Genomic DNA, 26,608 nt, shown 5'->3' on the forward strand with positions numbered 1-26,608 from the left:
GGGGTGTGCGCCCCTGTCCGATGTCCGGCGGCCGGAGGTGTGCCCGTGCCCGGCGGCCGGGGGATGCCGCTTTCCCGACCGTCGTCACGCCGAGGAGCCGAGACCATGCCGACCACGCCTCCGGACATCCCCGCCGCCGAGCCGGAGGACCCGTACGCGGCGGTCCGTACGAGGAAGTACGCGGTGCTGCTGCTGATGGCGGCCGTTCTCGGGGTGCCGGTCTCCGCGATCGCGTTCGGCTTCCTGGCGCTGGTCTCGGAGCTCCAGTCGCTGACGTACACGGAGCTGCCGAAGGCGCTGGGGTTCGCGGCGACCCCGTCGTGGTGGCCCGTTCCGCTGCTCGGGGTCGCCGGGCTCCTGGTCGGGCTCGTCGTGCGCCGGCTGCCGGGCGGGGGCGGCCACCGCCCGGCGGAGGGGCTGGTGTCCACCGGCGCCCCGCCCGCGGCGGATCTGCCCGGGATCGTGCTCGCGGCGCTCGTCTCGCTGGGCGTGGGCGCGGTGCTGGGTCCGGAGGCGCCCCTGATCGCGCTGGGCGGCGGGCTGGCGGTCTGGGCGGCGGGCCGCGTCAAGCGGGACCTGCCACCGGATGCGCGGGCCCTGGTCGGGGCGTCCGGGAGCTTCGCCGCGGTGAGCGCCCTGCTGGGGTCCCCGCTGCTGGGCGCGTTCCTGCTGATGGAGGTGGCGGGTCTGGCCGGGCCGATGCTGGGCGTGGTCCTGGTGCCCGGGCTGCTCTCGGCGGGGATCGGCGCGCTGATGTTCACGGGGCTCGGTTCCTGGACGGGGCTGGGCACGTACTCCCTGGCGCTGGGCGAGGTGCCGTCGGCGGCCACCCCGGATGCCGCCGGGTTCGGATGGGCGCTGGTCCTCGGGGGCGCGGCGGCGTTCACGGGCGCGGGCATCCGCCGGCTGTCGCTGGCCCTCCAGGAACGCGTGGAGCGGCGGACGGTGGTGGCCACGGCGGTGATGGGCCTGGTCGTCGGAGCGCTGGCACTGGTGTACGCCGAGACGTCGGGCAAGGACGGTTCCGAGGTGCTGTACTCGGGCGAGCACGAACTGGGCCACCTCCTGTCCGCGGGCGCGGAGTACTCGGTCGGCGCGCTCGTGCTGCTCATCGTCTGCAAGTCGCTCGCCTACTGCGCCTCGTTGAGCTGCTTCCGGGGCGGCCCGGTCTTCCCCGCGATGTTCGTGGGCGCGGTGGGCGGTATCGCGCTGTCCCATCTGCCGGGGCTGCATCTCACGGCGGGTTTCGCGATGGGCGTCGGGGCCATGTGTGTGGCGATGCTGCGGCTGCCGATGACCTCGGTGCTCCTGGCGACGCTTCTGCTGGGCAGGGAGGGGCTCACCGTGATGCCTCTGGTGATCGTGTCGGTGGTGGTCGCGTACGTGGTCACTCTCCGGCTGACGCCCGCGCCGGTGGACCGGGACGGGGCACGGACCGGGGCCACCTAGAATCTCTTCCCTGATCAGGGATACGATCCCGAATATGGGAGATGTGATCGAGGAGCCGGACCCCCTGGGCGTCCGGCTCGCCGTGCGACTGGCGGACCTGCGCACCGAGCACGGCTGGTCCCTGGACGAGCTGGCCCGCCGCAGCGGGGTGAGCCGGTCGACGCTTTCGCGGCTGGAGCGCTGCGAGGTGAGCCCGACCGCCGCACTGCTCGGGCGGCTGTGCACGGTCTACGGCCGGACGATGTCCCGCCTCCTGATGGAGGTGGAGGCCGAGCCCCCGCCCCTGGTGCCCGCGGCGCGGCAGACGGTCTGGCGCGACGAGGCGGCCGGGTTCGTCCGGCGGTCGGTCTCGCCGCCGCATCCCGGGCTGCGCGCCGAGGTCGTCGAGTCCGTCCTCGAACCGGGTGCGTCGATCGCCTACGAGAACGCGCCGGTGCCCGGTGTCGAGCAGCACATCTGGGTAGGGGAAGGCACGGTGGAGGTGACGGTCGCCGAGGTGGCGCACACCGTGCGCACCGGGGACTGCCTCCGCTTCAGGCTGCACGGCCCGTCCCGCTTCCGCTGCGCGGGACCGGAGCGGGCCCGCTACGCCCTGGTGATCGTCCTGCCCTGACTCCGGCTCCGTGCCTCTTTCCGTTCCGCGCCCGTCGACCGTTCCACGCGAAAGGACCCCGCCCATGACCGAGATCGTCCACGTGTCCGCCCCCGAGCTGGTCACGTACGCCGACGACCTGGCCGGCCTGCTGGTCGAGACCGTCGAGGAGGGGTCCTCGGTGGGCTTCCTGGCCCCGTTGGACCGGGAGGCGGCCGCCATCTGGTGGCGGGAGCGGGCCGCCGCCGTGGAGGCCGGGAGCATCGGCATCTGGATCGCCCGCGAGGGCGGCCGGGTCTCCGGGACGATCGCCCTGGTCCGCGCGCCGCTGCCGAACGCCCGCCACCGCGCGGAGGTCGCCAAGCTGATGGTCCGCCCCTCCGCGCGCGGCCAGGGGCTCGGCGGAGCCCTGCTCGCGGCGGTGGAGGCGTACGCGGCGACCGAGGGCATCACGCTGCTGATCCTGGACACCGAGAGCGGCAGTCTGGCCGAGCAGGTCTACTGCGGGGCGGGGTGGACGAAGGTCGGGAGCGTGCCGGGATACGCGGCCGATCCGGCGGGCAGTCTCAAGCCGACGACCTTCTACTACAAGGAGCTCGCCGCTCCGTGAGCGGCGGACGGCACAATGAGCGGCACCACGCAAGGAACAGGGAGAGCTTCATGACGCTGCACGACATTCCGCTGCGCACCCTCGCAGGCGAGCCGACCACGCTGGGCGCGTACAGCGGCCGGACCGTCCTGGTGGTGAACGTGGCCTCCAAGTGCGGGCTCACCCCGCAGTACGAGGGCCTGGAGCGGCTGCAGCAGAACTACGGGGACCGCGGCCTGACCGTGCTCGGCGTCCCGTGCAACCAGTTCGCCGGGCAGGAGCCGGGCAGTGCCGAGGAGATCCAGACGTTCTGCTCGACGACGTACGGGGTGAGCTTCCCGCTGCTGGAGAAGATCGACGTCAACGGTGGCGACCGGCACCCGCTGTACGCGGAGCTGACGCAGCTGGCGGACGCGGACGGGGAGGCCGGGGACGTCCAGTGGAACTTCGAGAAGTTCGTGATCTCGCCGGCCGGTGAGCCGGTGGCCCGGATCCGCCCGCGCTCGGAGCCCGAGTCCACGGAGGTCGTGGCGGCGATCGAGGCGCACCTGCCGGGCTGAGCCCTCGGGAAGGGGCGGCCGGGGAGGTGTCCCCGGCCGCCCCTTCCGTACGTCCGCTTCTCCGCTAGCGGATCGGCATGCCCGAGAGCGTGCGGGCGATCACCAGGCGCTGGATCTCGCTGGTGCCCTCGAAGATGGTGTAGATGGCCGCGTCGCGGTGCATGCGCTCGACCGGGTACTCGCGGGTGAAGCCGTTGCCGCCGAGGATCTGGATCGCCTGCGCGGTGACGTCCCGGGCGGTCTCGCTCGCGTAGAGCTTCGACATGGAGCCCTCGGCCGAGGTGAACGGCTTGCCGGTGGTGGCCATCCAGGAGGCTCGCCAGACCAGCAGCCGGGCCGCGTCGATGCGGGTGCGCATGTCGGCGAGCTGGAAGGCGATGCCCTGGTTGTCGATGATCGGGCGGCCGAACTGGCTGCGGGTCTTCGCGTAGTCGAGGGCGACCTCGTAGGCGGCGCGGGCGGTGCCGACGGCCATCGCGCCGACGGCCGGGCGGGAGGCCTCGAAGGTGGCCATCGCCGCGTTCTTGAGCCGCTCGCCGCCCGCCTTGGCGCGCTCCCGGGCGCGGGCGAGGCGCTCGTCGAGCTTCTCCTTGCCGCCGAGCAGGCAGTGCCCGGGGACGCGGACGTCATCCAGGACCACCTCGGCGGTGTGGGAGGCGCGGATGCCGTGCTTCTTGAACTTCTGGCCCTGGGAGAGCCCGGGGGTGTTCGGCGGCACGATGAAGGAGGCGTGGCCCTTGGAGCCGATGTCGGGGTCGACGACGGCGACGACCACGTGGACGCCTGCTATGCCGCCGTTGGTCGCCCAGGTCTTGGTGCCGTTGAGGACCCACTCGTCCTTGGCCTCGTCGTAGACGGCCCGGGTGCGCATCGAGGCGACGTCGGAGCCGGCGTCGGGCTCGGAGGAGCAGAAGGCGGCGACCTTCACATCGTCGGCGTCGCCGTACATCTGCGGGATCCAGGTGCCGATCTGCTCCTCGGTACCGTTGGCGAGGACGCCGACGGCCGCCAGGCCCGTACCGACGATCGACAGGGCGATGCCGGCGTCGCCCCAGAAGAGCTCCTCCATAGCCATGGGGATGCCCAGACCCGTAGGGTCGAAGAACTGCTGGGCGTAGAAGTCCAGGGAGTAGATGCCGACCTTGGCCGCTTCCTGGATGACGGGCCAGGGCGTTTCCTCACGCTCGTCCCACTCGGCGGCGGCGGGGCGGATGACATCCGCCGCGAAGCCGTGGAGCCACTCCTTGACCTGCTTCTGGTCGTCGTTGAGCTCAAGCGTGAACTCGGCCATGTTTCCCTCCAGGCACTGCGGCGAAAACCACGCGTTACTCGCGGTAACCACAGTCTGTTACCGGCAAGTAGGTACTGTCAACCGTCATGGAGCCGATCCGGCGCCCGCCCCCTGGAGTGTTACGTTGCGCGGGCGTGCAGGAGCGGTGCGACGACATCGCGTGGCCAGGGGTGGGAGAGACGACATGGAGACCGCACGAAGCTCCGAGCGACAGCGGACCGCGGCCGAGCGCCGTCGCCGCGAGTTGCTGGAAGCGGCGGACCGGGTGGTGCTCAGGGACGGCCCGCAGGCCTCGATGAACGCCATCGCCGCCGAGGCCGGAATCACCAAGCCGATCCTCTACCGCCACTTCGGGGACAAGGGCGGCCTCTACCGCGCCCTGGCCAAGCGCCACACCGACGCGCTGCTCGGCGCGTTGCGCGCCGCCCTGGACGCGCCCGCCGAGCGGCGTGCGCGGGTGGAGTCCACGCTCGACACCTATCTCGCCGCGATCGAGGCCCGCCCGCAGGTCTACCGCTTCCTGATGCACCCCGCCGACGGAGCGGCCGACACCGCCGACCCCTCCCCCTCCGCCGAGCAGGGCTTCGACGTCGGCCGGCACTCCGCACCGCTGCTGCGCCGCCTCGGTGAGGAACTGGGCCAGGTGATCGCCGAGCGGGTCGACCTGGGACCGGACAGCGAGCAGATGGCCCGCATCTGGGGCCACGGGATCGTCGGCATGATGCACGCGGCGGGCGACTGGTGGCTCGCCGACCGGCCCTGCTCCCGCCAGCGGCTGGTCAGCAGCCTCGCCGATCTGCTGTGGGGGCGGCTGGCGGAGGCGGGCGACCGCGACGTCAAGGGCGGGCCGGGGTTCTGAGGTCCCGGGACACCGGTCCCGGCGGGCTCAGCCCCGCCGTGCCCAGGACGCCCTGCGCGCGGCGCGCAGCACCCGGGAGCGCCGCAGTCCGGTCAGCCGGTCGGGGTAGACGGTGCCCTCCAGGTGGTCGCACTCGTGCTGGAGGCACCGGGCGAACCATCCCGTCCCGGCGATCCGGACCGGCTCGCCGGTCATCGTCAGTCCCTCGACGACCGCGTGGTCGAAGCGTTCCGTGCCCGCTTCCAGCCCTGGAAGTGACAGACAGCCCTCCGGTCCGCGTACGGTGAGTCCGTCCGCCTCGACCAGTTCGGGATTGACCACGTGTCCCAGATGGCGGACATCGTCGTCGTCCGGGCAGTCGTAGACGAACACCTTGAGCGGGACGCCGATCTGGTTGGCGGCGAGCCCGACACCCTGTGCGGCGTACATCGTGGCGAACATGTCCTCGACCAGCTTCGCGAGCGACGGACCGAAGTCCGTGACGTCCTCGCAGGGCCGGTGGAGCAACGGGTCGCCGAGCAGACTCATCTCACGGACGAGTCCGGAACTGCCGGGGATCGGGCGGTTTCGCATGGCGGCAAGGGTACGTTCCGCCGGGGCCGGTCAGTTCCCGTGGTGCCGCGGTGCGGTCGATGCGGCGGACATCGATAGGCTGGGCGCGGACCGATGCAAGGAGGATCTAGGACGATGGCAGGCAACACGGAGCCGTTGTCGCCGCGGGCCAAACTGGCCGTGACGGCGGGCAAGGCCGCGGCGGCGGTGTCACGCGCCGCGGGGCGGGGCAGCGGATCGGTGATCGGCGGCCGGGTGGCGCTCAAACTCGACCCCGACCTGCTGGGGCGGCTGGCGCAGCACCTGGACGTGATCCTCGTGTCGGCGACGAACGGCAAGACGACCACCACCCGGCTGATCGCCGAGGCGCTGCGGGCCGCCGGGCCCGTCGTGTCGAACGCGCTCGGGGCGAACATGCCCGCGGGCATCACCTCGGCGCTGGCGGGCGGCTCGGACGCGAAGTTCGGTGTGATCGAGGTCGACGAGAAGTATCTGGCGGGGGTGGCCCGGGACACCACGCCCAAGGCCATCGCGCTGCTCAACCTCTCCCGCGACCAGCTGGACCGCGCGGCGGAGACGCGGATGATGGCCGAGCACTGGCGCGAGGGCCTGTCCGGCTCGAAGGCCGTGATCATCGCCAACGCGGACGACCCGCTGGTCGTCTGGGCGGCCTCCTCCTCGTCCAACGTGGTGTGGGTGGCGGCCGGTCAGGCGTGGAAGGACGACGCCTGGTCCTGCCCGTCCTGCGGCGGTGTGATGCAGCGCCCCGGCGACGACTGGTTCTGCGGGCAGTGCGGCTTCCGCCGCCCCGCCCCGAGCTGGGCGCTGAACGGCGACTACGTCCTGGACCCGCACGGTTCGGCGTGGCCGATCCACCTCCAGCTGCCCGGCCGCGCCAACAAGGCGAACGCCGCCAGCTCGGCCGCCGTGGCCGCCGTCTTCGGTGTGCCGCCGCAGGTCGCGCTGGAGCGGATGTACCAGGTGCAGGCGGTCGCCGGACGCTACGACGTCGTCACCTTCCAGAACCGTGAGCTGCGGCTCCTGCTGGCGAAGAACCCGGCCGGCTGGCTGGAGACGTTCTCGCTGATCGACCCGCCGCCCACGCCGGTGATCCTCTCGGTGAACGCCCGCGGCGCGGACGGCACGGACACCTCCTGGCTGTGGGACGTGGACTACACCCAGCTGGCCGGGCACCCGATCTTCGTGCTCGGCGACCGGAAGCTGGACCTCGCGGTCCGTCTCGAAGTGGCCGGTCTCGACTTCCGGGTCTGCGAGAACCTGGACGAGGCCGTGCAGTACGCCCCGCCCGGCCGCATCGAGGTCATCGCCAACTACACCGCCTTCCAGGATCTGCGCCGCCGTGTCGGCAACTGACCCCGGCCCCGGCCATCTCCGGAGAGGACGAAGTATGAACAACGGTCTGCGTCTGGTCTGGGTCTACCCCGACCTGCTGAGCACCTACGGCGACCAGGGCAACGCCCTGGTCGTGGAGCGGCGCGCCCGGCAGCGCGGCCTGGACGTGCAGCGTGTCGACGTGCGCAGCGACCAGCCGGTGCCGACGTCCGGCGACATCTATCTGATCGGCGGCGGGGAGGACAGGCCGCAGCGCCTCGCGGCGGAGCGGCTGCGCCGTGACGGCGGGCTGGCCCGGGCCGCGTCCAACGGCGCGATCATCTTCTCGGTCTGCGCGGGCTACCAGATCCTCGGCCACGAGTTCGTCAACGACCTCGGTGAGCGCGAGCAGGGTCTCGGTCTGCTCGACGTGGTATCCACCCGCGGCGAGGGCGCGCGGTGCGTCGGCGACGTACTGGCGGACATCGACCCGCAGCTCGGGCTGGAGCCGCTGACCGGGTTCGAGAACCACCAGGGCGTCACCCATCTCGGCCCGACGGCACGGCCGTTCGCCCGGGTGCAGTTCGGCCGGGGCAACGGCACCGGGGACGGCACGGAGGGCGCGTACAACGACACGGTCTTCGGGACGTACATGCACGGCCCGGTGATGGCCCGCAACCCGCAGATCGCCGATCTGCTGCTGAAGCTGGCCCTCGACGTGAACGCGCTGCCGCCGACCGACGACCGCTGGTACGAGGCGCTGCGCGCCGAGCGCATCTCGGCCGCGACCCAGCCCGCCTGAGGCGCATTCCGCTCGCATGAGCAAAGCCCTCCTGAGGGGGCTTGTGCTCGGTTGAGCGACAGCCCGCCTGAAGAGTTTTCCGCTCGGTTGAGCGAAGTCCAGCAGGCGGACGGCCGGTTCGGTCCCGCCACCCTGCGCCGGTAGGGTGGCGGGGATCCAACCGGACGGCGTGGTCCGGTCGTCGACTTATACGTTGCAAAGGTTCCGGGCCATGCGCATTGGCGTACTCACCTCCGGCGGCGACTGCCCCGGCCTCAATGCCGTCATCCGTTCCGTCGTGCACCGCGCGGTGGTGGACCACGGCGACGAGGTCATCGGCTTCCACGACGGCTGGAAGGGCCTGCTGGAGGCGGACTACCGCAAGCTCGACCTCGACGCGGTGGGCGGCATCCTGGCCCGCGGCGGCACTATCCTCGGCTCCTCCCGCGTCCAGCCCGCCCATCTGCGCGACGGGGTGGAGCGCGCCCGCGGCCATGTCGCGGACCTCGGCCTGGACGCCATCATCCCGATCGGCGGCGAGGGCACGCTGAAGGCGGCCAACCTCCTCTCCGAGGCCGGGCTGCCCATCGTCGGGGTCCCCAAGACCATCGACAACGACATCGCCTCCACCGACGTCACCTTCGGCTTCGACACCGCCGTCGGTGTCGCGACCGAGGCGCTGGACCGGTTGAAGACCACCGCCGAGTCGCACCAGAGGGTGCTGATCGTCGAGGTCATGGGCCGTCACACCGGCTGGATCGCCCTGCACTCGGGCATGGCCGCCGGCGCCCACGCGATCGTGGTGCCCGAGCGCCCCTTCGACATCGACGAGCTGACCGAGCTGGTCGGCAAGCGGTTCTCGGCGGGCAAGAAGTTCGCCATCGTGGTGGTCGCCGAGGGCGCCAAGCCGCGGGAGGGCTCCATGCAGTTCGAGCAGGGCGTCAAGGACGTCTACGGCCACGAGCGGTTCGCCGGGGTGGCCACGCAGCTCTCCGGCGAGCTGGAGCAGCGGCTCGGCAAGGAGGCCCGCCCGGTCATCCTCGGCCACGTCCAGCGCGGCGGCACGCCGACCGCCTACGACCGCGTCCTCGCGACCCGGTTCGGCTGGCACGCGGTGGAGGCGGCGCACCGGGGCGAGTTCGGGATGCTGACGGCGCTGCGCGGCACCGACATCGTGATGGTCCCCCTGGCGGAGGCGGTCGAGACGCTGAAGACGGTCCCGGCAGAGCGGTACGCCGAGGCGGAGTGCGTGCTGTAGGAACACGTCGTCCCGGAACTGCCCCCCGGCCGCAACCGCGGCCGGGGGGCAGTTCTACTCTGGACCGGACAACCGGCACGAAACGGGGACGTGTCCCCATCGGGAGTGAACAGATGGATCACAGCGGGCACGGCATGAACATGGATCTGCCGCCGTTCACGCTGGGACGGGGGCTGGAGCTCTCCGTCGAACCGTTCTTCCTGACCGGCTGCGTCCTGGCGCTCGCCCTGTACGGGTACGGCGTGGTGCGGCTGCGTCGGCGCGGGGACGGCTGGCCGGTGAGCCGGATCGTGTTCTTCACGGTGGGCGTGCTCAGCATCGCCCTGGTGATGTGCACCAAGCTCAACGACTACGGCATGGTCATGTTCAGCGTGCACATGGTGCAGCACATGGTGATCAGCATGCTGTCGCCCATCCTGCTGCTGCTCGGCGCCCCGGTGACGCTGGCGCTGCGCGCGCTGCCGCCGGCCGGCCGGGGCCGCACCGGGCCGCGCGAACTGCTGCTGAAGCTGCTGCACAGCCGGTACATGAAGATCATCACGCATCCGGTGTTCACGATCCCGCTGTTCATCGCGAGCCTCTACGCGCTCTACTTCACGCCGATCTTCGACTTCCTGATGGGCTCCAAGCCGGGCCACATCGGGATGATGGTGCACTTCCTCGCGGTCGGCCTGGTCTTCTTCTGGCCGATCATGGGCGTGGACCCGGGCCCGCACCGCCCCGGTTACGTGATGCGGATGCTGGAGCTGTTCGCCGGGATGCCGTTCCACGCGTTCTTCGGGATCGCGCTGATGATGGCGTCGACGCCGATGGTGAAGACGTACGAGAACCCGCCCGCCTCGCTGGGCATCGACGCCCTGAGCGACCAGAACTGGGCGGGCGGGATCGCCTGGGCGTTCAGCGAGATCCCCTCGGTGCTGGTGCTGATCGCGCTGGTCTACCAGTGGTACAACTCCGAACAGCGTGCCGCCCGGCGCTCGGACCGGGCCGCCGACCGCGACGGCGACAAGGAGCTGGCGGCGTACAACGCCTATCTCGCGTCCTTGCAGGCGCGCGGGCAGTAGCGCGGAGAGCGCATACGGGGTGACCATGGGGACAACGGCCGCGCGGCCGACGAGGAGCGTGCGCGCATGTCCGGATCGACGAAGACCATGGGGTACATGACCGTCGGGGCGCTGGTCGCGGTGACCGCGTACACGGTGGCGCTGGGAAGCAGCGGCTGGCTCTGGTTCGGCTGGGTGGTGCTGGGACTGTGCACCATCGGCATGCTGGCCACGCGGGACACCTGAGACGTCGCGGCGGATGGCCACGCCTGGCGGACCCGGAGGCGGGTACGCGTCGGGAGACCGGTTCTCTACGGTCGCATGGTGGTGCCGGGTCCCTGCGGGTAGGGTCCCGGCACCACCATGACCTGGTGGTACGCAGTCCTGAGTCGGCCCGGCAGAGCGAGGTGCACCCACAAGGTGTTTTATTACGTCCTGAAGTATGTCGTTCTGGGACCAGTTCTGCGGCTCTTGTTCCGCCCCCGGATCGAGGGCCTGGAGAGCATCCCGGAGGACGGAGCGGCGATCGTCGCGGGCAACCACCTCTCCTTCTCGGACCATTTCCTGATGCCGGCCATCCTCAAGCGCCGCATCACCTTCCTGGCGAAGGCCGAATACTTCACGGGTCCGGGGATCAAGGGCCGGCTCACGGCCGCCTTCTTCCGCAGCGCGGGCCAGATCCCGGTGGACCGGTCCGGCAAGGACGCCGGGCAGGCGGCGATCCGCGAGGGGCTCGGCGTGCTGGACAAGGGCGAGCTGCTGGGGATCTACCCGGAGGGCACCCGCTCGCACGACGGCCGTCTCTACAAGGGCAAGGTCGGGGTCGCGGTGATGGCGATCACCGCGCAGGTGCCGGTGATCCCGTGCGCGATGGTGGGCACCTTCGAGATCCAGCCGCCCGGCCAGGTCGTGCCCAAGATCAAGCGGGTCGCGATCCGCTTCGGCGAACCGCTCGACTTCTCCCGCTACGCGGGCATGGAGAACCAGAAGGCGGCGATCCGGGCGGTGACGGACGAGATCATGTACGCGATCCTCGAACTCTCCGGCCAGGAGTACGTGGACGAGTACGCGGCCAAGGTGAAGGCGGCCGAGCAGGCTGCCGCGCCGCCGAGGAAGTTCCCGAAGCTGCGACGCTGAGGGCGAATTCGCCACCGGCAGAGCGGTCTCGTCCGGGAGGCACCGCTCCCCTAGCGTCGGTCGCATGAGCAACGGACACGCATGGGTGCTGGGAGCGACGGGCCAGATCGGACGGGCAGCGGTCCGCGCGCTGGCCGCAGACGGCTGGGAGGTCACCGCGGTCTCACGCGGCGGGGGGCGGGACGAGGGGTGGGACCCCGGGGTCCGGGCGGTGGCGCTCGACCGCGACGAGGAGGGGGCGCTGGAGAAGGCGTTGGGCGACGGCTGTGACGTGCTGGTCGACATGGTCGCGTTCGACGGCGCGCACGCCCGGCAGTTGGCCGGGCTGGCCGGCCGGATCGGCTCGGCGGTCGTGATCTCCAGCGGTGCAGTGTACGAGGACGGGCAGGGCCGCAGCTTCGACACCCAGGCCGAACCGGACGGCTTCCCGCGCTATCCCGTGCCCTTGCCCGAGACCCAGCGCACGGTGGCTCCGGGGAACGCCACGTACGGCACGCGGAAGATCCTGCTGGAGCGGGAGTTGCTGGCGGCGGGCGGGGCGCTGCCGGTGACACTGCTGCGCGCGGGCGCGGTCCACGGCCCGTACTGCCGCACACCGCGCGAGCTGTACCTCGTGAAACGGCTGCTGGACGGGCGGCGGCGCCGGGTCCTCGCGTACGGCGGGAAGAGCCGCTTCCACCCGGTGCATGTGTCCAACGCGGCGGAGCTGATCCGGCTGGCCGCGCACCACCCGGGATCGCGCGTGCTGAACGCGGCGGATCCCGAGGCGCCCACGGTCGCGGAGATCGCGTCGGCGATCGACGCGGTGCTCGGGCGGGAGACGGAGACGGTGCTGATCGACGGACCGGCGCCCGAGGGGCATGTGGGCGAGACACCGTGGAGCGGTGCCCATCCCGTGGTCTACGACATGACGGCGGCCGGGGAGCAGCTCGGCTACCGGCCGGTGACGGGGTACGCGGAGTCGCTGCCGGAGACGGTCGAGTGGCTCGCCGGGGAGCTGGCGGGGCGCGACTGGCGGGAGGCGTTCCCGAAGATGCTCACGAACTACGGCGAGGGCCTCTTCGACTACGCGGCGGAGGACGCCTGGCTGGCGGCGTACGACCGGGACCGCCGCTGAGCGGGCCCGGCCGTACGCCCCCCGAGAGACTTACGGCTTCGGCGTGGCGTGCGGGGTGCACGTCACGTCGCGCCGGTCGGTCTTCCCGGTGAGCAGATAGGTGTCCACCCGCTCGTTGACGCAGGGGTTGACCAGTCCGGTGACGCCGTGGGACCCGGCGTCCTTCTCGGTGATGAGCCGGGAGCCCTTGAACCGCTTGTGCAGCTCGACCGCGCCCGCGTACGGGGTGGCGGCGTCCCGGGTGGACTGCACGATGAGGACCGGCGGCAGGCCCTTGCGGGTCTTCACGTCCAGCGGGGTCTGCTGCTTGGCGGGCCAGGTGGCGCAGGGCAGGTTCATCCAGGCGTTGGCCCACGTCATGAACGGGTACTTCTCGTGCAGCCGGGTGTTGTCCCGGTCCCAGGTGCGCCAGTCGGTGGGCCACCGGGCGTCGGCGCACTCGACGGCGCTGTAGACCGCGTTGCCGTTCTCGGAGGCGGCGTTGCCCGCGATGTCGCTCATGTCGGGGGCGGCGGCGTCGATCAGCGCCTGGGTGTCACCGGCCCGGTAGGCGCTCCAGGTCTTGGCGGTGGGGGCCCAGGCGGAGTCGTAGTACGGGGCGCCCTGGAAGAAGCCGATGAGTTCGGCGGGCCCGACGACGCCGCCGATGGGCTTCTTCTTCGCGGCGGCCCGCAGCTCCAGCCAGGCCTTCTCGACCTTCTGCGGGGTCTCGCCGATGCCGTAGACGGAGTCGTGCTCGGCGACCCACGCCTTCCAGTCGTCCCAGCGGGTCTGGAAGGCGATGTCCTGGTTGAGGTTTGCCCGGTACCAGATGTTCTTCCGCGACGGGTCGACCACGCTGTCGACGACCATGCGCCGGACGTGGGTCGGGAAGAGCGTGCCGTAGACGGCGCCCAGGTAGGTGCCGTAGGAGACGCCGAGGAAGTTGAGCTTCTTCTCCCCGAGCGCGGCCCGGATGACGTCCAGGTCGCGTGCCGTGTTCGGCGTCGTCATGTGCGGCAGCATCTCGCCGCTGCGCTCGCCGCACCCCTCGGCGTACTCGCGGGCCAGCTTGCGCTGGGCGCGCTTGTCGGCCTCGCTGTCGGGGACCGGGTCGGCCTGGGGGGCCTTGACGAACTCCTGCGGGTCGACGCAGGAGATCGGGGCCGAGTGGCCGACGCCGCGCGGGTCGAAGCCGACGAAGTCGTACGCCTTCGCGGTCTTCGTCCAGAGCGGGTTCTTGGCGGTGATCCGGGTGGGGAAGCGCATCCCCGAACCGCCGGGCCCACCCGGGTTGTAGAGCAGGGCGCCCTGCCGCTCGCGCTTCGTGCCGGTACTGACGTGCCGGTCGACGGCGAGCTTGATCTTCTTGCCGTTCGGCCTGGCGTAGTCGAGCGGCACGGTCACCCAGCCGCACTGGATGGGAGCGGTCAGGCCCCAGTCCTCCGGGCAGTCCTTCCAGTCGATCCCGGTCTTCGCCGCCCGCTGCGCCGCGACGGCGACCCCGCGCGCCTCGGCGTCGCCCCGGCCGTGGTGAGGGCCGTCGGCGCTCGCCGCGGGCGCGGCCATCGCCCCCGCTATGAGCGTGCCCGCGACGAGAGCCCCGGCCGAGCCGAGCACTGTCGTACGTCTCACGTGAATCCCCCTTCATCCGATCCGCCGCCGGGGGCGGCGTGGTCATCGGTGCGTCGCGGGGATCCTTTCGCCTACGGGGCACCTGGGGCCAGGGCGTACACCTGTTTCTTTACCGAACCCATAACCGGTGAAGGAAGTTCGCTGAGCGGACTCAGCCGAAGCCTTCCTCGTCGAGTCCGTCCAGCAGTTCGCGCATCGCGTGGTCCAGGGTCCGGCGCAGCAGGCGGGCGTCGGCGGCCACGGCGGTGACCAGGACGGCGGGGCCGGCCAACGGGGTGAGGGCGGCGGTGGGGCCGAGGAGGCGGGCGGGGAGCGGGGTGTCGTCGAAGGACGGGTCGGCGAGGAGGAGTTGGCCGACGGCCCGGTGGCCGGCGAGGACGGCGGGGCCGTCCCAGCCGTCGGGGGCGTCGGGTCCGTAGGCCAGTTGCTGGTCGAGGAGGGGGCGGCCCGCGCGGTGGACGGTGAGGCGGGTGGTGAGGGCGCCGGTGGGTTCGCCGTGGCGGCCGAGGATCTGTTCCTCGCGCAGCAGAAGGCGTGCGGTGGGGGCGAGTTGGACCCGGGTGGTCTGGCGCAGACGGCTGCCGTGGGCGGAGACGAGCTGTTCGGGCAGCCAGTGCAGGGCCGCCCCCTCCCCCACGGTCAGGTCCACGGTGTACGTGGACGGGCCGGTGTCCGCCCGGGGGCCCGGGAGGGCGACGGTGGCCGCCGCCGCGTCGACGGTGAGGCGGGCGCCCTCGGCGACCTCGGCCGCGATGGCGAGGCGGTCGCCGTTCAGCGGGGCGCTCATCGCGCCGACCACGGTGACCCGGGCGTACGGGGAGTGCGGCGAACGGGTGCGGCGCAGGGCGAGCGGGCCGCCGCTCTCCAGGACGGGCAGGGCGGTTCCGCCCCGCCCGTCGGGCTCGGCGCGGAGCCGGGCCCGCGCGTGGACGCTCACGCGGTCCAGGCGGCGAGCTGTGCGCGCACCCAGTCGGCGACCGGTCCGACGCCCTCGGCCGAGGTCAGAGAGGTGAAGGCGACGGGGAGGTCGCCGCGCTGCTTCTTGGCGTCCAGGGCCATCCGCTCCAGGTCGGAGCCGACGTAGGGGGCGAGGTCGGTCTTGTTGACGACGAGGAGGTCGGCGGTGGTGACGCCGGGGCCGCCCTTGCGCGGGATGTCGTCGCCGCCCGCCACGTCGATGATGAAGATCTGCGCGTCGACCAGCCCCTTGGAGAAGGTGGCGGTGAGGTTGTCGCCGCCGGACTCCACCAGGATCAGGTCGAGGGGGCCGGCCGTCTCCTCCAGCTCCTCGACCGCTTCGAGGTTGGCGGAGATGTCGTCGCGGATCGCCGTGTGCGGGCAGGCGCCGGTCTCCACGGCCTGGATCCGCTCGGGCGGCAGGACCGCTTGCCGGAGCAGGAAGTCGGCGTCCTCGCGGGTGTAGATGTCGTTGGTGACCACGGCGATGGACACTTCGGCGCGCAGTTCCCGGCACAGGGCGGCGACGGTCGCCGTCTTGCCGGAGCCGACGGGGCCGCCCAGCCCGATGCGCAGCGCGCGGCGGGTGCCGTCGGGGCGGGTGGCGTCGGCGCTGACGGCGGCGGGGCCGTCGTGGGTGTGTCCGAGGTGCATGGGGGCTCCCTGTGGTGGTCGAGCGGGTGGCTACGAGGCTGTGGTGGCCGAGCGGGGGGCTACGAGGCGAAGAGGCGTACCGGCCAGGTGGCGTGCGCCTCGGCGGTGATGTCGAGGAGCGGGGCCGAGGCGGCGGGCAGGGCGTCGATGCCCTGCCGGGCTGCCTCGGCGGCCTGTTCCGCGACCCGGTCCAGCTCGGGGGCGAGCCGGGCGAGGACGGCGGTGGCGTGGAAGGGGTCGAGGGAGAGGAGCCGGACGATGGCGGTGGCGGGCGCGCTGACGGTCTCGTACGCGACACAGTGCGCGGCGTCCTCGGGGCCGAGGCCAGCCGACCGCGCGGTGAGCCCGAGGACGACGGGCTGGTGGGCGCCGCGCGGCCGGGCCGCGGCGAGCGCGTCCAGTTCGGGGCTGGGCCAGGTGGCGCGGGCGGCCCGCACCATCTGCCGGCCCAGCTTCCGGGCGGTGGCCCGCAGGGCGGGCGAGGGCGTACGGGCGTCGGCGGCCTCGTCGAGGGCGAGCGGGTCGAGGCCGTGGGCCGCCGCCGCGGCGAGGGCCGCGGCGGTGAGACCCGCGGTGTGCAGACGGCCCCGGCAGAAGGCGGCGAGGGAGTCGGCGTCCTGGACGCGGCCCTCGGCGACGGCCGGTTCGGCGCCACCGGAGTGGGCGTGGCCTCCGGCGGGGAACCGGCCGTCGGCGAGGACGAGGAGAGCGGCGCGTGACATGGCGGCGGCCGCCCCTCAGAAGAGGAAGTAGCGCTGGGCCATGGGCAGTTCCGCCGCCGGGGCCGGTTCGACCGGATCGCCGTCGATGGTGACGGCGAAGCTGTCGGGGTCGACCTCGACGCGGGGCACGGCGTCGTTCTCCCGCATGTCCGCCTTGGTGACCCCCCGGGTGCTGGTGATCGGCGTGAACCGCTTCTCCAGGGCGATCCGTTCGGGCAGCCCGTCCTCGATCGCGGCAGCGGAGACGAAGTTGAACGAGCCGCGCGCGGCCGCCCGGCCCAGCGCGCCGAACATCGGCCGGGGCATCACCGGCTGGGGCGTCGGGATGGAGGCGTTGGCGTCGCCCATCTGCGCGTACGCGATCTGGCCGCCCTTGATGACGGTCTGCGGCTTCACGCCGAAGAACGCCGGGTCCCAGAGCACGAGGTCGGCGAGCTTCCCGGTCTCCACGGAGCCGATCTCGCCGCCCATGCCTTGGGCGACGGCCGGGTTGATGGTGTATTTGGCGACATAGCGACGGACCCGGTGGTTGTCGGCCCGGCCGTCCCCGGGCAGGGCTCCGCGCCGCTTCTTCATCACATGGGCGGTCTGCCAGGTCCGCAGGACCACCTCGCCGATACGTCCCATGGCCTGGGAGTCCGAGGAGATGATCGAGATGGCGCCGAGGTCGTGGAGGATGTCCTCGGCCGCGATGGTGGAGGGCCGGATCCGGGACTCGGCGAACGCCAGGTCCTCGGGGACGGCGGGGTTGAGGTGGTGGCACACCATCAGCATGTCGAGGTGCTCCTCGATGGTGTTGACGGTGTGCGGCCGGGTGGGGTTGGTCGAGCTGGGCAGGACGTACGGCTCGGAGACCACGCTGATGATGTCGGGCGCGTGCCCGCCGCCCGCCCCCTCGGTGTGGTACGCGTGGATCGTCCGGCCGGCGATGGCGGCGAGGGTGTCGGCGACGAACCCGGCCTCGTTGAGGGTGTCCGTGTGGATGGCGAGCTGGGCACCGGTCCGCTCGCAGACGGTGAGGCAGGCGTCGATCACGGCGGGCGTGGCGCCCCAGTCCTCGTGGATCTTGAATCCCAGTGCTCCGCCGCGCAGTTGGGAGTACATGGCGTCCTGCGACATCGTGTTGCCCTTGCCGAGCAGTCCGATGTTGACGGGGAAGGTCTCCAGCGCCTCGAACATCCGGGCCAGATGCCAGGGGCCGGGGGTGACGGTGGTGGCCTTGGTGCCTTCGGCGGGGCCGGTGCCGCCGCCCACGAGGGTGGTGATGCCGCTGGAGAGCGCCTGTTCGACGAGGGTGGGCGAGATGAAGTGGACGTGGGCGTCGACCGCCCCGGCCGTGAGCAGCTTCCCGTTGCCCGCGATGACCTCGGTCTCCGGGCCGATCACCAGGTCGGGGTGGACGCCGTCCATGGTGTCCGGGTTCCCTGCCTTGCCGATGCCGGTGATCCGGCCGTCCCGGATGCCGATGTCGGCCTTGACGATGCCCCAGTGGTCGATGACGACGGCCCCCGTGATGACGGTGTCGGGCGCGCCTTCGGCCCGGGTGGTGCGAGCCTGGCCCATGGACTCGCGGATCACCTTGCCGCCGCCGAACACCGCCTCGTCGCCCGCGTGTCCGGGGCCGCCGGAGCGGTCCTCCTCGATCTCGACGAGCAGATCGGTGTCGGCGAGCCGGATCCGGTCGCCGGTGGTGGGGCCGAACAGGTCGGCGTACACGGCACGCTTGAGGTCAGGCATCGAGGGCACCTCCGGTTTCGCCGCGCAGGCCGGGGACGACGCGGCGGCCGGTGAGGGGGACGAGTTCGACGTCGGCGGGGATGCCGGGTTCGAAGCGGACCGCCGTGCCGGCGGCGATGTTCAGCCGCAGGCCGTGGGCGGCGGCGCGGTCGAAGCGCAGCCCGGGGTTGGCCTCGGCGAAGTGGTAGTGGGAGCCGACCTGGACGGGGCGGTCGGCGGCGTTGAGGACGGTGAGACGGGTGACCGCCCGCCCCTCGTTGATGGGGATGTCCCCGTCCCCGTACAGGATCTCTCCGGGAATCATCGGCGCGCTCCCCCGTCAGACGATCGGGTCGTGGACGGTGACGAGCTTCGTGCCGTCGGGGAAGGTGGCCTCGACCTGGACGTCGTGGAGCATCTCGGGGATGCCTTCCATGACCTCGCCCCGGGTGAGCAACGTGCGCCCCGATGCCATGAGTTCGGCGACGGTGCGGCCGTCCCGGGCGCCCTCCAGCAGATGGGCGGTGATCAGGGCGACGGCCTCGGGGTGATTGAGCCGCAGCCCGCGTGCACGGCGCTTCTCTGCCACGTCCGCGGCCACATGGATGAGCAGGCGCTCCTGCTCGTGCGGGGTCAGTTGCACGCTTCCACCTCATCGTCTTCCGCCCGGCTCCTGGCTCCGGACGCAGCGGGACCCTATCCCCGTTCAACAACTCGTTGAACGCGAACGACGGCCTCGCGGCCAGGCATTGCACGTTAGGGCGGAAGTTTTTCCATTGCGTTAACTGATCTTTTGCGGGGTGATGGACATCAGACCGCGCAACCCGTTCTCCACCACCTCGGGGCGTACGTCCCCGAAGAGCGCCTCCTGGACGAGGAAGCCCTGCGCCGCCGCGATCATGGTGCGCGCCACGTCGTCGCCGGACACATCGCCCTCCAGGACCCCGGCGGAACGGTAGGCGTCGACGAGCTTCGCCCAGGCGACGCGCATGGTGGCGTACCCCTCGTCGAGAAGCGCGGCGAGCCGTCCGTCGCGCAGCGTCTCGGACCAGAGCTGGACCACGAGCGCGGCGAAGGTGCGGCGCTCCAGCCCGTGCACCTGCCCAGAGAGCACCCCTGCGAGCACCCGGCCGAGCAGCGCGTCCGGGGTGGGCGGCGGCATCATGCGGGCGGCGTCCTCGAAGGCGCCGCGGATGACGGCGAAGGTCTCCTCGGTGATGGCCGCGATGATGTCCTCCTTGCCGGAGAAGTAGCGGTAGACCGCTCCGGCGGAGAGCCCCACCTCCTTCAGGACGTCCTGCATGGACGTGGCGTGGAATCCGTTGCGGGCGAAGCAGCGTGCCGCGCCGTCGAGGATCTGACGGCGTCGGGCGTCGAGGTGTTCCTGGGATACGCGGGCCATGGCCTCAATCTAAAACGAACGTTCCTTCTTGACAATCGAACGAGGGGTGCCGACAGTGGGAGCACCGGAAAACGAACGATCATTCTTTTTGAGTTCCCGCCCGTCGCACGAATCGAGGCCGCCCATGTCCACCGCACCCAACCGCCGCGCGGTAGCGGTGATCCTGCTGATCCCCCTGGTGGTGACCCTCGCCCTCTGGGCCTTCGCCTGGCCCGCCGCCCGGATCGCGCCGCGCCACCTGCCGGTCGGCGTGGCGGGCGCGGCACCGGCCGCCCAGCAGCTGGAGCAGCGGTTCGAGCAGCGCGACGGCGCCTTCGAGGTGCACCGTTACGCCGACGAGGGCGCCGCCCGCGCCGCGATCGAGGACCGGGTCGTATACGGAGCCGTCATCGCCACCGCGCAGGGGCCGCACCTGCTCACCGCGTCGGCGGCGAGCCCCGTCGTCTCCCAGCTGCTGCGCGAGGCCGTGACCGCGTCCGCCCCGGCGGGCACGCGGGTCCAGGTCACCGATGTGGTCGCCGCACCGCCCGGGGACCCGCGCGGCAGCGCGCTCGGCGCGAGCGTCCTGCCCCTGGCCCTGGCGGGAATGGCGGCCGGAGCCGTCGTCACCTTCATGGGGCTGCGCGGGGCGCGCGGCGTGTCGACCCTGCTGGCGGCGTCCACGCTGGTGGGGCTCGCCGCCACGGCCGTGGCGCACAGCTGGCTCGGCGTGATCTCGGGCGACTGGTGGACGGAGGCGGGAGTGCTCGCGCTCACCGTGCTGGCCATCGGTTCGGGGGTGGCGGGGCTCGCCGCCCTGTTCGGTTCGCGCGGCATCGGGCTCGGCGCCCTTCTGATGGTCCTGCTGGGCAATTCCTTCTCCGGTGTCACCAGCGCACCGCAGATGCTGCCCGAGCCCGTCGGGGCGATCGGCCAGTGGCTCCCGCCGGGCGCGGGCGGTTCCCTGCTCCGCTCGGTCGCCTTCTTCGACGGGAGCGCGGCGGTCGGGCCCCTCCTGACGCTCTCGCTGTGGTCCGCCCTCGGACTGGCGGCGGTACTTCTCGCCCGGCGGACGCCGAAGCCCGCCGAGCCGGCCCGGGAGCCGGCCCTGACCGGCTGAGCACCGGGTCCGGACAGCACAGAGCCGGGTGCCCCTCATCGAGGAGGGGCACCCGGCTCTGTGCTGTCGCGGTCCGGGCGCGGGCTCCGTCCGGTCGGAGCGTCAGGCGTCCCGGCCGTCGCCGTTGCCGTCGCGGGGGCGGTGCTCGGCGGCGATACCGAACCTGCGCCGTTCGCCCTGAGCGGAGGGCGCGGAGTTGATCGAGGAGACCGAGCTGATCACCTGCTCCTCGGCGGCAGCCTCCTCCGCTTCGAGTCGTTGCAGGTCAGCGGCGGATACCAGCGCGATGAGGGGCTTGCCGTGCCGTGTCACCACGACGCGCTCACCGCCGTAGACGACGCGGTTGATCAGTTCGGCGAGCTCCGCCCGTGCTTGCGTCACCGGAATCTCGTAGGCCATAGTCACCATCATAACCTTCTGTACGTCCTGTACATTTTTTACGGATGGCTGGACGCCCAGACGGAGGGTCAGCTCCAGGAGAGAGGCACGCCATGATCCGCCCCGCCGCCCGCTACGTCCTTCCCGAGTTCACCGAGCGCACCGCCACAGGAACCCGGACGCAGGACCCGTACTCCAAGCTGCTGTCCGAGCGGATCGTCTTCCTCGGAAGCCCGATCGACGACACCGCGGCGAGCGACCTCGTCGCCCAGCTCATGTATCTGGAGCACGCCGATCCGGACCGGCCCCTGTCGCTGTACATCAACTCCCCCGGTGGTTCGTTCCAGGCGATGGCGGCGGTCTACGACACGATGCGCTACCTCACCTGCGACGTGGAGACCTTCTGCCTGGGGCAGGCGGGCTCCTACGCGGCGGCCCTGCTCGCGGCCGGGGCGAAGGGGCGGCGACATGCACTGCCCGGCGCGCGGGTAGTCATCCAGCAGCCCGCCGTGGAGGAGCCGATGCGGGGCCAGCCGTCCGACCTGGAGATCCACGCGCGCGAACTGGTGCGCACCCGCGAGATGTTCGCGGCCATGCCGGTCCGGCACACGGGCCGGACCGCGGAGCAGATCACCGCCGACATCGAGCGCGACACCATCCTCGACGCGAAGGCCGCCCTCGCCTACGGGCTGGTCGACCACGTCGTGGAGAACCGCTGACCGACCCGGCCGCCGTACGACCGGCGCCGACGACGCGAGGGGAAACGCCGATGGAGCCACCCGAGTTCCCGCCCCTGCCCGCCCTGACCCGCGCCGAGGGCGAGTTCGTCGACTGCTATCTGGCCGTGCTCGACCAGATCGGCCGGATCAACCCGGCGCACGGCGGCGACACCTACAGCGCGCTGCGGGCCGCCCAGGCCCTGGCCTCCGGGGCGGCGGCCCTGCGCGACGCCCTGGCCCTGATGCACGAGCGAGGCGAGTCGCGGCTCCACGCCGCCACCCTGGCGCGGGCCCTGCGCGTCCTGGACGGGGAGCGCCGGGCGGGGCGGGTCGCGATGCCTCCGCCGGTGAACTGACCCGCCCCGCGCACCGGAGCGCATTACGGGAGCGGACCGGCCTGCCAGCCGCACGACACGCCCGATCCCGCGATCAATTCTCCTCGCTCGTTCGGCGTAGGCGCTCACCCGCGCGAGCGACGGCCCAACTTGCGTTCGGAGCGCGGCCCGCACTCGAAATGCGTCCTTTCGTCCCTGGTGCGAGGGTGTGCGCCGGGCTCGTCGGCGAGCGCGAATCCGGCCTGTCCACCTGAATGGATCAGTGGTGAGGAGACTCACAAATCGCCGTTTCAACTCGGAAATCCGGCACGGAGTGCGTCAAGATCCCTGGGACGACAAGCCCCCGCCGCCGCGGCGGGGCGGTCCGGGCGGACGCCGAGTCCTGCCGCCGCCCGGATGACTGGTCGACAGGAGTGGATCGGCAGGAGTGGAGGACCCGAGCACAACGGGCCGACCGGGAGACCGGGAAGCCCTCGGGGTGAAGCCGCGACGCGGCCGGGCAACTTCGCCAGCCCGAACCCGACAGGTCATCCTTCACAGGCGGCTGACGAAGGGTTGCGCATGTCTGCGCAGGTTCATGTCCCGTCTCTGTTCGCCCGGGTCGGTACGGCTTCGGCGCTCACCCTGGCCGTGACGTCCTCGATGCTGGCGCCCGGTCTGGTGAGCGATGCCGAGGCCGCCACCGCCCACTCGACGAAGGCCCTGAAGGTCGCCGCGTCGAAGAAGGGGTCTCCCTACAAGTACGGAGCGGCGGGCCCCAGCCGCTTCGACTGTTCGGGGCTGACGCTCTACTCGTTCAAGAAGGCCGGCAAGAAGCTTCCCCGCACGGCACAGCAGCAGTACAACAAGACCCGCCATATCGCGAAGTCGCAGCGCAAACGCGGCGACCTCGTCTTCTTCCATTCGGGGCGCAGCGTCTACCACGTGGGCATCTACGCCGGGGCCGGGAAGATCTGGCACTCCCCCAAATCGGGGGACGTGGTGCGACTGGCGAAAATCTGGTCCAAGAGCGTCTGGTACGGACGGGTCCGCTGACCCACCGACCGGACGCTCTTTCCTTGCGGGCACCACCCCTGCCGCGGGCCGCTCTCAGCGCAGCAGCGGGCCGGTGACCAGGGCGAGTCCCAGTCCGGTGAGCGCCACCCCGCTGCCGCCCTCGATGGCGCGGGCGGTACGCGGGCGGCGCAGCCACCGGCCCAGCCGGTCCACGAGCAGGGCGACGGCCGGGAACCAGATCAGCGCCAGCACCACCACCACGGCCGCGAGCAGCAGGGTCCTGGGCAGCGGCGGCCGGCCTTCGGGCACGAACTGCGGCAGCAGGCTGAGGAAGAGGACCGGGGCCTTCGGGTTGAGCGCGTTGGTCAGGAACCCCTGGCGCAGCGCGCGTCCGAGCTCCCTGGGCGCGGGCCGCTCCGGCGTACCGGAAGGCGTGCCCGAAGCCGCACCCGCAGACGTGGCCGAGCCGTCCCGCGCCGGCCGGCGGCGGATCGCGTACAGCGCGCTGAGCCCGAGGTAGAGGACGTACGCGCCGCCGAGCAGCTGGACGGTGCGGAACAGCACGGGCATCGTCACCAGCACCGCGGCGAGTCCGGCGACCGCGAGCGCGGTGTGCACCAGCAGTCCCCCGGCGACGCCGAACGCCGAGGCCAGGCCCGCGGTGCGCGAGGCCAGGGCGTTGCGTACGACGACGGTGAAGTCGGCGCCGGGCAACGCGACCATGCCGGCGGCGACCCCGGTGAAGGCGATCAGTTGTGCGTCCATGAGGTCCACCTTGGACCTGCGGAGCCTTTAGCGTGTACTTGCAATCTTCTGGGTCTGCCTAAAGGAACGCTTTCATGTACGACCCGACACGGCTCGCGGCGCTCGTGGCCGTCGCGGAAGCCGGATCGATCACCCGGGCCGCCGGCCGCCTCGGCTACACCGCGCCCGCTCTCTCGCAGCAGCTGGCCAAGCTGGAGCGGGAGGCGGGGGCGGCGCTGCTGGTGCGCCACCATCGCGGGGCGCGGCTGACGGCGGCGGGCGAGCTGCTGGCGGGCCGGGCCCGGCGGGTGCTGGACGAACTGGACCAGGCCCGGCACGAGCTGGCGCAACTGGCCGGGCTCTCGGGCGGCAGGCTGCGGGTGGGGACGTTCACGACGGCCGGGATCCATCTGCTGCCGCCCGTCCTGAGCGCCTTCCGGCGGGCCCACCCCGAGGTCGAGCTGACCGTCGCCGACCACGAACCGCCCGGCGGGATCGCCGCCGTGGCCGCGGGCGAGGTGGACCTGGCCCTCACGCACGCCTACGAACCGGGAGCGGTCGGGCCGCCGCCGGCGGGCGTGCTCGTCGACCCCCTCCTGGTCGAGGAGCTGGTACTGGTCACGTCGGTGGGGCACCGGCTCGCCGAGGGCACCGGGCGGCTGCCGGTCGGCGAGCTGGCGGGGCGGCCGCTGATCAGCAGTGCGCCCACCCATCCGCCCCGGCGCGGGGTCGAGGACGCGCTCGCCGAGGCGGGGGCGACGCCTGCGGTGGTCTGCGAATCGCCCGGGTACGCGCTGGTGTGCGCGCTGGTCAGTGCGGGGCTCGGCGTGGCGGTGGTGCCGGAGATGGTCGCCTCGATGGCGCCGGCCCCGCTGTCCGTCCGGCGGCTGGAGCCCGCGTCGTTCCGCCGGACCATCTCGGTGGTGCACCGGGGCGACCGGTCGAGCGCGGCCGCCGCGACGCTGCTCGCGCTGCTGCGCAGCGGCTTCGGCCGCGGGGGCACGGCTCCGGGGCCGAACCGGACCCCGGCGGGCTGATCCTCTGCGGCCGGCACTCCGGGGGGCCGCTCCGGCCGGGCGGATCACCCCGCCGGAGCCCGCGCCGACCGGGCAGCCCGCCGGGTCCCGGCCCGGACGGTCGGCCCGTCGGGGTCCCGGCCCCGACAGAGTCAGCTCTGGACCGCGGCGACCCACGGGAGCGCGATCCAGACCGTCTTGCCGCCCTCGGCGGTCGGCGTGACCTGGAGCCGGCCACCGCGCTCCTTGGCCAGCATCCGGATGATGACCATGCCCCGGCCGTTGTCCTGCCGTACGGCGGCGGGCAACCGCTGGGGCCACCGGGGGTGACTGTCCGTGACGCCGAGATACAGCTCCTCGTCGCGTTCGAGGCGCAGGTCCACGGTGAAGGTGGGCGACTGGCCGAACGTGTGCTGCACGGCGTTGGTGGCCAGCTCCGAGACGATCAGCCGGATGGTGTCGGCGAACTCGCTGTCGTCGGACAGGCCCCATTCGGCCAGGGTCCTGGCGACATGTCTGCGGGCCGAGGAGACCGAGACCGGATCGCTCGGCAGAGTGACGGTTGCTTCCTGATGGTCCGCCATGGCGATACCGCCCCTTTCCCGCCCCGGGCCGCGCGGCGGTCGGCCGGGATTGTGCTTCGCGCCAGATTGCCATTGATGCAGCTCCCTGTAACGAGGTTCGGCCAAGATATGCATATATCTGTCGCTCGAAGCGGTGAATTCGGGACCCGTACAGCGCGGACGGACGGCACACTGGCCCCTCTGCGGGCCGGTCCCCGGCGACGGCCCGGCCCCTGCCGACAGCGGAAGGAGACCGGCATGCTGCACGGCCCCGTCGTCCGGCGGCGCAAGCTCGGTGAGGAGCTGCGGAGCCTGCGCCACGCCTCCGGAATGACCAGCCGGGAGGCGGCGCGGCTGCTCGGCTGGCACCAGTCGAAGGTGAGCCGCATCGAGACCGGCGCCAGCGGGGTGGCCCCGGGCGACGTGGCCCGGCTGCTGGACGTCTACGCCGTGCGCGACCCCCAGTTGCGCTCCCTGCTCGAAGTCCTCGCGGGGCAGGCGGGCGGCGGCGGTTCCGGCTGGTGGCACGCCTACCGGGGGCTGATCCCGCCGCAGTACCGCGACTTCATCAGCCTGGAGTCGCAGGCCAGGACGGTCCGGACGCTGGAGACCTCGGTGGTGCCGGGGCTGCTCCAGACCGCCGGGTACGCCCGTGCCGTGACCCGCGCTTCGCTGGACGGCGTACCGGACGGCCGGCTCGACTCCCTGGTCGAGGTCCGGCTGACCCGCCAGCGGGTGCTGCGCGCCAGCCCGCCGCTGCGGTTCACGGCGGTGCTGGACGAGGCGGTGCTCCGTCGCGAGGTGGGCGGGCCCGAAGTGATGCGGGATCAGCTGCAGCATCTGACCCAGGTGTCGCAACTGCCGCATGTTGAAATGCAGTTGCTGCCGTTCTCGGTGGGCGGATACGTCGGACTCACCGGCCCTTTCGTTATCTTCTCCTTTCCGAACATTTCTGATCTGGATGTGGTCGTTCTTGACCACTTGACGAGTAGCCTCTATCTGGAGCGGAGAGAAGACCTTGAGGCGTACAGCTCGGCCTTCCGCACCTTGCAGGCGCACGCGCTGTCGCCCGAACGCTCGCTGGACCTCATCACCGAGATCGGACGTAGCTTCAGACGCAGCTGAGGGGGCCG

General features: G+C 72.0%; 31 protein-coding genes. 18 read left to right on the forward strand and 13 right to left on the reverse strand.

Annotated elements, in window-relative coordinates; translation table 11 throughout:
- The first annotated feature begins 105 nt into the window (after positions 1–105).
- The 4 genes from RNL97_RS03545 (at position 106) to RNL97_RS03560 (ending at position 3,190) form a co-directional block, all read left to right on the forward strand.
- Entirely contained in the window at positions 106–1,449 is a 1,344-nt protein-coding gene (locus RNL97_RS03545) for a chloride channel protein (protein ID WP_313750361.1), read from the forward strand.
- Between the two features lie 34 nt (positions 1,450–1,483).
- Positions 1,484–2,062, forward strand: a complete 579-nt coding sequence (locus tag RNL97_RS03550; protein WP_030580510.1) for a helix-turn-helix domain-containing protein — start codon at positions 1,484–1,486, stop codon at positions 2,060–2,062.
- Positions 2,063–2,126: 64 nt separating this feature from the next.
- Positions 2,127–2,651, forward strand: coding sequence for a GNAT family N-acetyltransferase (locus RNL97_RS03555; RefSeq protein WP_030580507.1), 525 nt, complete (start codon positions 2,127–2,129; stop codon positions 2,649–2,651).
- Between the two features lie 50 nt (positions 2,652–2,701).
- Positions 2,702–3,190, forward strand: coding sequence for a glutathione peroxidase (locus tag RNL97_RS03560; protein WP_030580504.1), 489 nt, complete (start codon positions 2,702–2,704; stop codon positions 3,188–3,190).
- A gap of 64 nt (positions 3,191–3,254) precedes the next feature.
- Here RNL97_RS03560 and RNL97_RS03565 read toward each other — a convergent pair whose 3' ends face one another.
- On the reverse strand, positions 3,255–4,481 hold the full coding sequence (locus tag RNL97_RS03565) for an acyl-CoA dehydrogenase family protein (RefSeq protein WP_243313305.1): 1,227 nt from the start codon (positions 4,479–4,481) through the stop codon (positions 3,255–3,257).
- Positions 4,482–4,665: 184 nt separating this feature from the next.
- Here RNL97_RS03565 and RNL97_RS03570 point away from each other — a divergent pair, with 184 nt between their 5' ends.
- The gene (locus tag RNL97_RS03570; RefSeq protein WP_030580498.1) at positions 4,666–5,340 is read left to right on the forward strand and encodes a TetR/AcrR family transcriptional regulator; all 675 of its coding nucleotides are present in this window, start codon (positions 4,666–4,668) and stop codon (positions 5,338–5,340) included.
- Positions 5,341–5,367: 27 nt separating this feature from the next.
- Here the strand turns inward: RNL97_RS03570 and def are convergent, their stop codons facing one another.
- Complete coding sequence (def, locus tag RNL97_RS03575; protein ID WP_030580495.1) at positions 5,368–5,913, reverse strand: peptide deformylase; 546 nt, start codon at positions 5,911–5,913, stop codon at positions 5,368–5,370.
- Positions 5,914–6,027: 114 nt separating this feature from the next.
- On the opposite strand from def, the gene RNL97_RS03580 reads away from it, so the two are divergent.
- The 7 genes from RNL97_RS03580 to RNL97_RS03610 all read left to right on the forward strand — a co-directional run bounded on the left by RNL97_RS03580 (position 6,028) and on the right by RNL97_RS03610 (position 12,560).
- On the forward strand, positions 6,028–7,266 hold the full coding sequence (locus tag RNL97_RS03580) for a MurT ligase domain-containing protein (RefSeq protein ID WP_069736161.1): 1,239 nt from the start codon (positions 6,028–6,030) through the stop codon (positions 7,264–7,266).
- 34 nt (positions 7,267–7,300) lie between these two features.
- A complete protein-coding gene (locus tag RNL97_RS03585) occupies positions 7,301–8,026 on the forward strand; it encodes a type 1 glutamine amidotransferase (protein ID WP_030580489.1) in 726 nt (241 codons plus the stop codon).
- 211 nt (positions 8,027–8,237) lie between these two features.
- Positions 8,238–9,263 carry a 6-phosphofructokinase gene (locus tag RNL97_RS03590; protein WP_030580487.1) on the forward strand — a complete coding sequence of 342 codons (1,026 nt, stop codon included), beginning with the start codon at positions 8,238–8,240 and terminating at the stop codon, positions 9,261–9,263.
- A gap of 113 nt (positions 9,264–9,376) precedes the next feature.
- Positions 9,377–10,327: a cytochrome c oxidase assembly protein gene (locus RNL97_RS03595; RefSeq protein ID WP_030580484.1), complete on the forward strand. Its 951-nt coding sequence runs from the start codon at positions 9,377–9,379 to the stop codon at positions 10,325–10,327.
- Positions 10,328–10,393: 66 nt separating this feature from the next.
- Complete coding sequence (locus RNL97_RS03600; protein ID WP_032765283.1) at positions 10,394–10,552, forward strand: hypothetical protein; 159 nt, start codon at positions 10,394–10,396, stop codon at positions 10,550–10,552.
- A gap of 174 nt (positions 10,553–10,726) precedes the next feature.
- Positions 10,727–11,443 (forward strand): lysophospholipid acyltransferase family protein, encoded by a 717-nt coding sequence (locus RNL97_RS03605; protein WP_030580481.1) that lies wholly within the window; start codon positions 10,727–10,729, stop codon positions 11,441–11,443.
- A gap of 64 nt (positions 11,444–11,507) precedes the next feature.
- Entirely contained in the window at positions 11,508–12,560 is a 1,053-nt protein-coding gene (locus tag RNL97_RS03610; protein WP_313750362.1) for an NAD-dependent epimerase/dehydratase family protein, read from the forward strand.
- A gap of 30 nt (positions 12,561–12,590) precedes the next feature.
- Here the strand turns inward: RNL97_RS03610 and RNL97_RS03615 are convergent, their stop codons facing one another.
- The 8 genes from RNL97_RS03615 to RNL97_RS03650 all read right to left on the reverse strand — a co-directional run bounded on the left by RNL97_RS03615 (position 12,591) and on the right by RNL97_RS03650 (position 19,625).
- Positions 12,591–14,174: an alpha/beta hydrolase gene (locus RNL97_RS03615; RefSeq protein WP_313750363.1), complete on the reverse strand. Its 1,584-nt coding sequence runs from the start codon at positions 14,172–14,174 to the stop codon at positions 12,591–12,593.
- Positions 14,175–14,325: 151 nt separating this feature from the next.
- Positions 14,326–15,111 carry an urease accessory protein UreD gene (locus RNL97_RS03620; RefSeq protein WP_243313307.1) on the reverse strand — a complete coding sequence of 262 codons (786 nt, stop codon included), beginning with the start codon at positions 15,109–15,111 and terminating at the stop codon, positions 14,326–14,328.
- Positions 15,108–15,785, reverse strand: a complete 678-nt coding sequence (gene ureG, locus RNL97_RS03625) for an urease accessory protein UreG (protein ID WP_313750364.1) — start codon at positions 15,783–15,785, stop codon at positions 15,108–15,110. Before ureG ends, RNL97_RS03620 begins: the two co-directional genes overlap by 4 nt.
- Before the next feature lie 59 nt (positions 15,786–15,844).
- A complete protein-coding gene (locus RNL97_RS03630; protein WP_313750365.1) occupies positions 15,845–16,507 on the reverse strand; it encodes an urease accessory protein UreF in 663 nt (220 codons plus the stop codon).
- A gap of 15 nt (positions 16,508–16,522) precedes the next feature.
- A complete protein-coding gene (locus RNL97_RS03635) occupies positions 16,523–18,244 on the reverse strand; it encodes an urease subunit alpha (RefSeq protein ID WP_313750366.1) in 1,722 nt (573 codons plus the stop codon).
- Positions 18,237–18,548: an urease subunit beta gene (locus RNL97_RS03640; RefSeq protein WP_030588539.1), complete on the reverse strand. Its 312-nt coding sequence runs from the start codon at positions 18,546–18,548 to the stop codon at positions 18,237–18,239. Before RNL97_RS03640 ends, RNL97_RS03635 begins: the two co-directional genes overlap by 8 nt.
- Positions 18,549–18,563: 15 nt before the next feature.
- Positions 18,564–18,866 carry an urease subunit gamma gene (locus RNL97_RS03645; RefSeq protein ID WP_243313313.1) on the reverse strand — a complete coding sequence of 101 codons (303 nt, stop codon included), beginning with the start codon at positions 18,864–18,866 and terminating at the stop codon, positions 18,564–18,566.
- Positions 18,867–19,004: 138 nt separating this feature from the next.
- Positions 19,005–19,625 carry a TetR/AcrR family transcriptional regulator gene (locus RNL97_RS03650; RefSeq protein WP_030588533.1) on the reverse strand — a complete coding sequence of 207 codons (621 nt, stop codon included), beginning with the start codon at positions 19,623–19,625 and terminating at the stop codon, positions 19,005–19,007.
- A 124-nt stretch (positions 19,626–19,749) separates the two neighbouring features.
- On the opposite strand from RNL97_RS03650, the gene RNL97_RS03655 reads away from it, so the two are divergent.
- Entirely contained in the window at positions 19,750–20,724 is a 975-nt protein-coding gene (locus tag RNL97_RS03655; RefSeq protein WP_030588530.1) for a hypothetical protein, read from the forward strand.
- Positions 20,725–20,826: 102 nt separating this feature from the next.
- On the opposite strand, the gene RNL97_RS03660 is transcribed toward RNL97_RS03655, so the two are convergent.
- Entirely contained in the window at positions 20,827–21,123 is a 297-nt protein-coding gene (locus RNL97_RS03660; protein ID WP_030588527.1) for a type II toxin-antitoxin system Phd/YefM family antitoxin, read from the reverse strand.
- Positions 21,124–21,215: 92 nt separating this feature from the next.
- On the opposite strand from RNL97_RS03660, the gene RNL97_RS03665 reads away from it, so the two are divergent.
- The 3 genes from RNL97_RS03665 to RNL97_RS03675 all read left to right on the forward strand — a co-directional run bounded on the left by RNL97_RS03665 (position 21,216) and on the right by RNL97_RS03675 (position 23,191).
- A complete protein-coding gene (locus RNL97_RS03665) occupies positions 21,216–21,821 on the forward strand; it encodes an ATP-dependent Clp protease proteolytic subunit (protein ID WP_313750367.1) in 606 nt (201 codons plus the stop codon).
- A gap of 50 nt (positions 21,822–21,871) precedes the next feature.
- A complete protein-coding gene (locus RNL97_RS03670; protein ID WP_030588521.1) occupies positions 21,872–22,177 on the forward strand; it encodes a hypothetical protein in 306 nt (101 codons plus the stop codon).
- A gap of 540 nt (positions 22,178–22,717) precedes the next feature.
- Positions 22,718–23,191, forward strand: coding sequence for a C40 family peptidase (locus RNL97_RS03675; RefSeq protein ID WP_030588518.1), 474 nt, complete (start codon positions 22,718–22,720; stop codon positions 23,189–23,191).
- 54 nt (positions 23,192–23,245) lie between these two features.
- On the opposite strand, the gene RNL97_RS03680 is transcribed toward RNL97_RS03675, so the two are convergent.
- The gene (locus RNL97_RS03680) at positions 23,246–23,917 is read right to left on the reverse strand and encodes a LysE family translocator (RefSeq protein WP_030588516.1); all 672 of its coding nucleotides are present in this window, start codon (positions 23,915–23,917) and stop codon (positions 23,246–23,248) included.
- A 74-nt stretch (positions 23,918–23,991) separates the two neighbouring features.
- Between RNL97_RS03680 and RNL97_RS03685 the strand changes: the two genes are divergently transcribed.
- Entirely contained in the window at positions 23,992–24,933 is a 942-nt protein-coding gene (locus RNL97_RS03685) for a LysR family transcriptional regulator (protein ID WP_243313316.1), read from the forward strand.
- A gap of 131 nt (positions 24,934–25,064) precedes the next feature.
- On the opposite strand, the gene RNL97_RS03690 is transcribed toward RNL97_RS03685, so the two are convergent.
- Positions 25,065–25,496 (reverse strand): ATP-binding protein, encoded by a 432-nt coding sequence (locus RNL97_RS03690; protein WP_030588511.1) that lies wholly within the window; start codon positions 25,494–25,496, stop codon positions 25,065–25,067.
- Between the two features lie 237 nt (positions 25,497–25,733).
- On the opposite strand from RNL97_RS03690, the gene RNL97_RS03695 reads away from it, so the two are divergent.
- The gene (locus RNL97_RS03695) at positions 25,734–26,600 is read left to right on the forward strand and encodes a helix-turn-helix domain-containing protein (protein ID WP_243313318.1); all 867 of its coding nucleotides are present in this window, start codon (positions 25,734–25,736) and stop codon (positions 26,598–26,600) included.
- Positions 26,601–26,608: the final 8 nt, after the last annotated feature.

The sequence above is a fragment of the Streptomyces parvus genome, from assembly GCF_032121415.1.
GTDB lineage: Bacteria > Actinomycetota > Actinomycetes > Streptomycetales > Streptomycetaceae > Streptomyces > Streptomyces globisporus_A.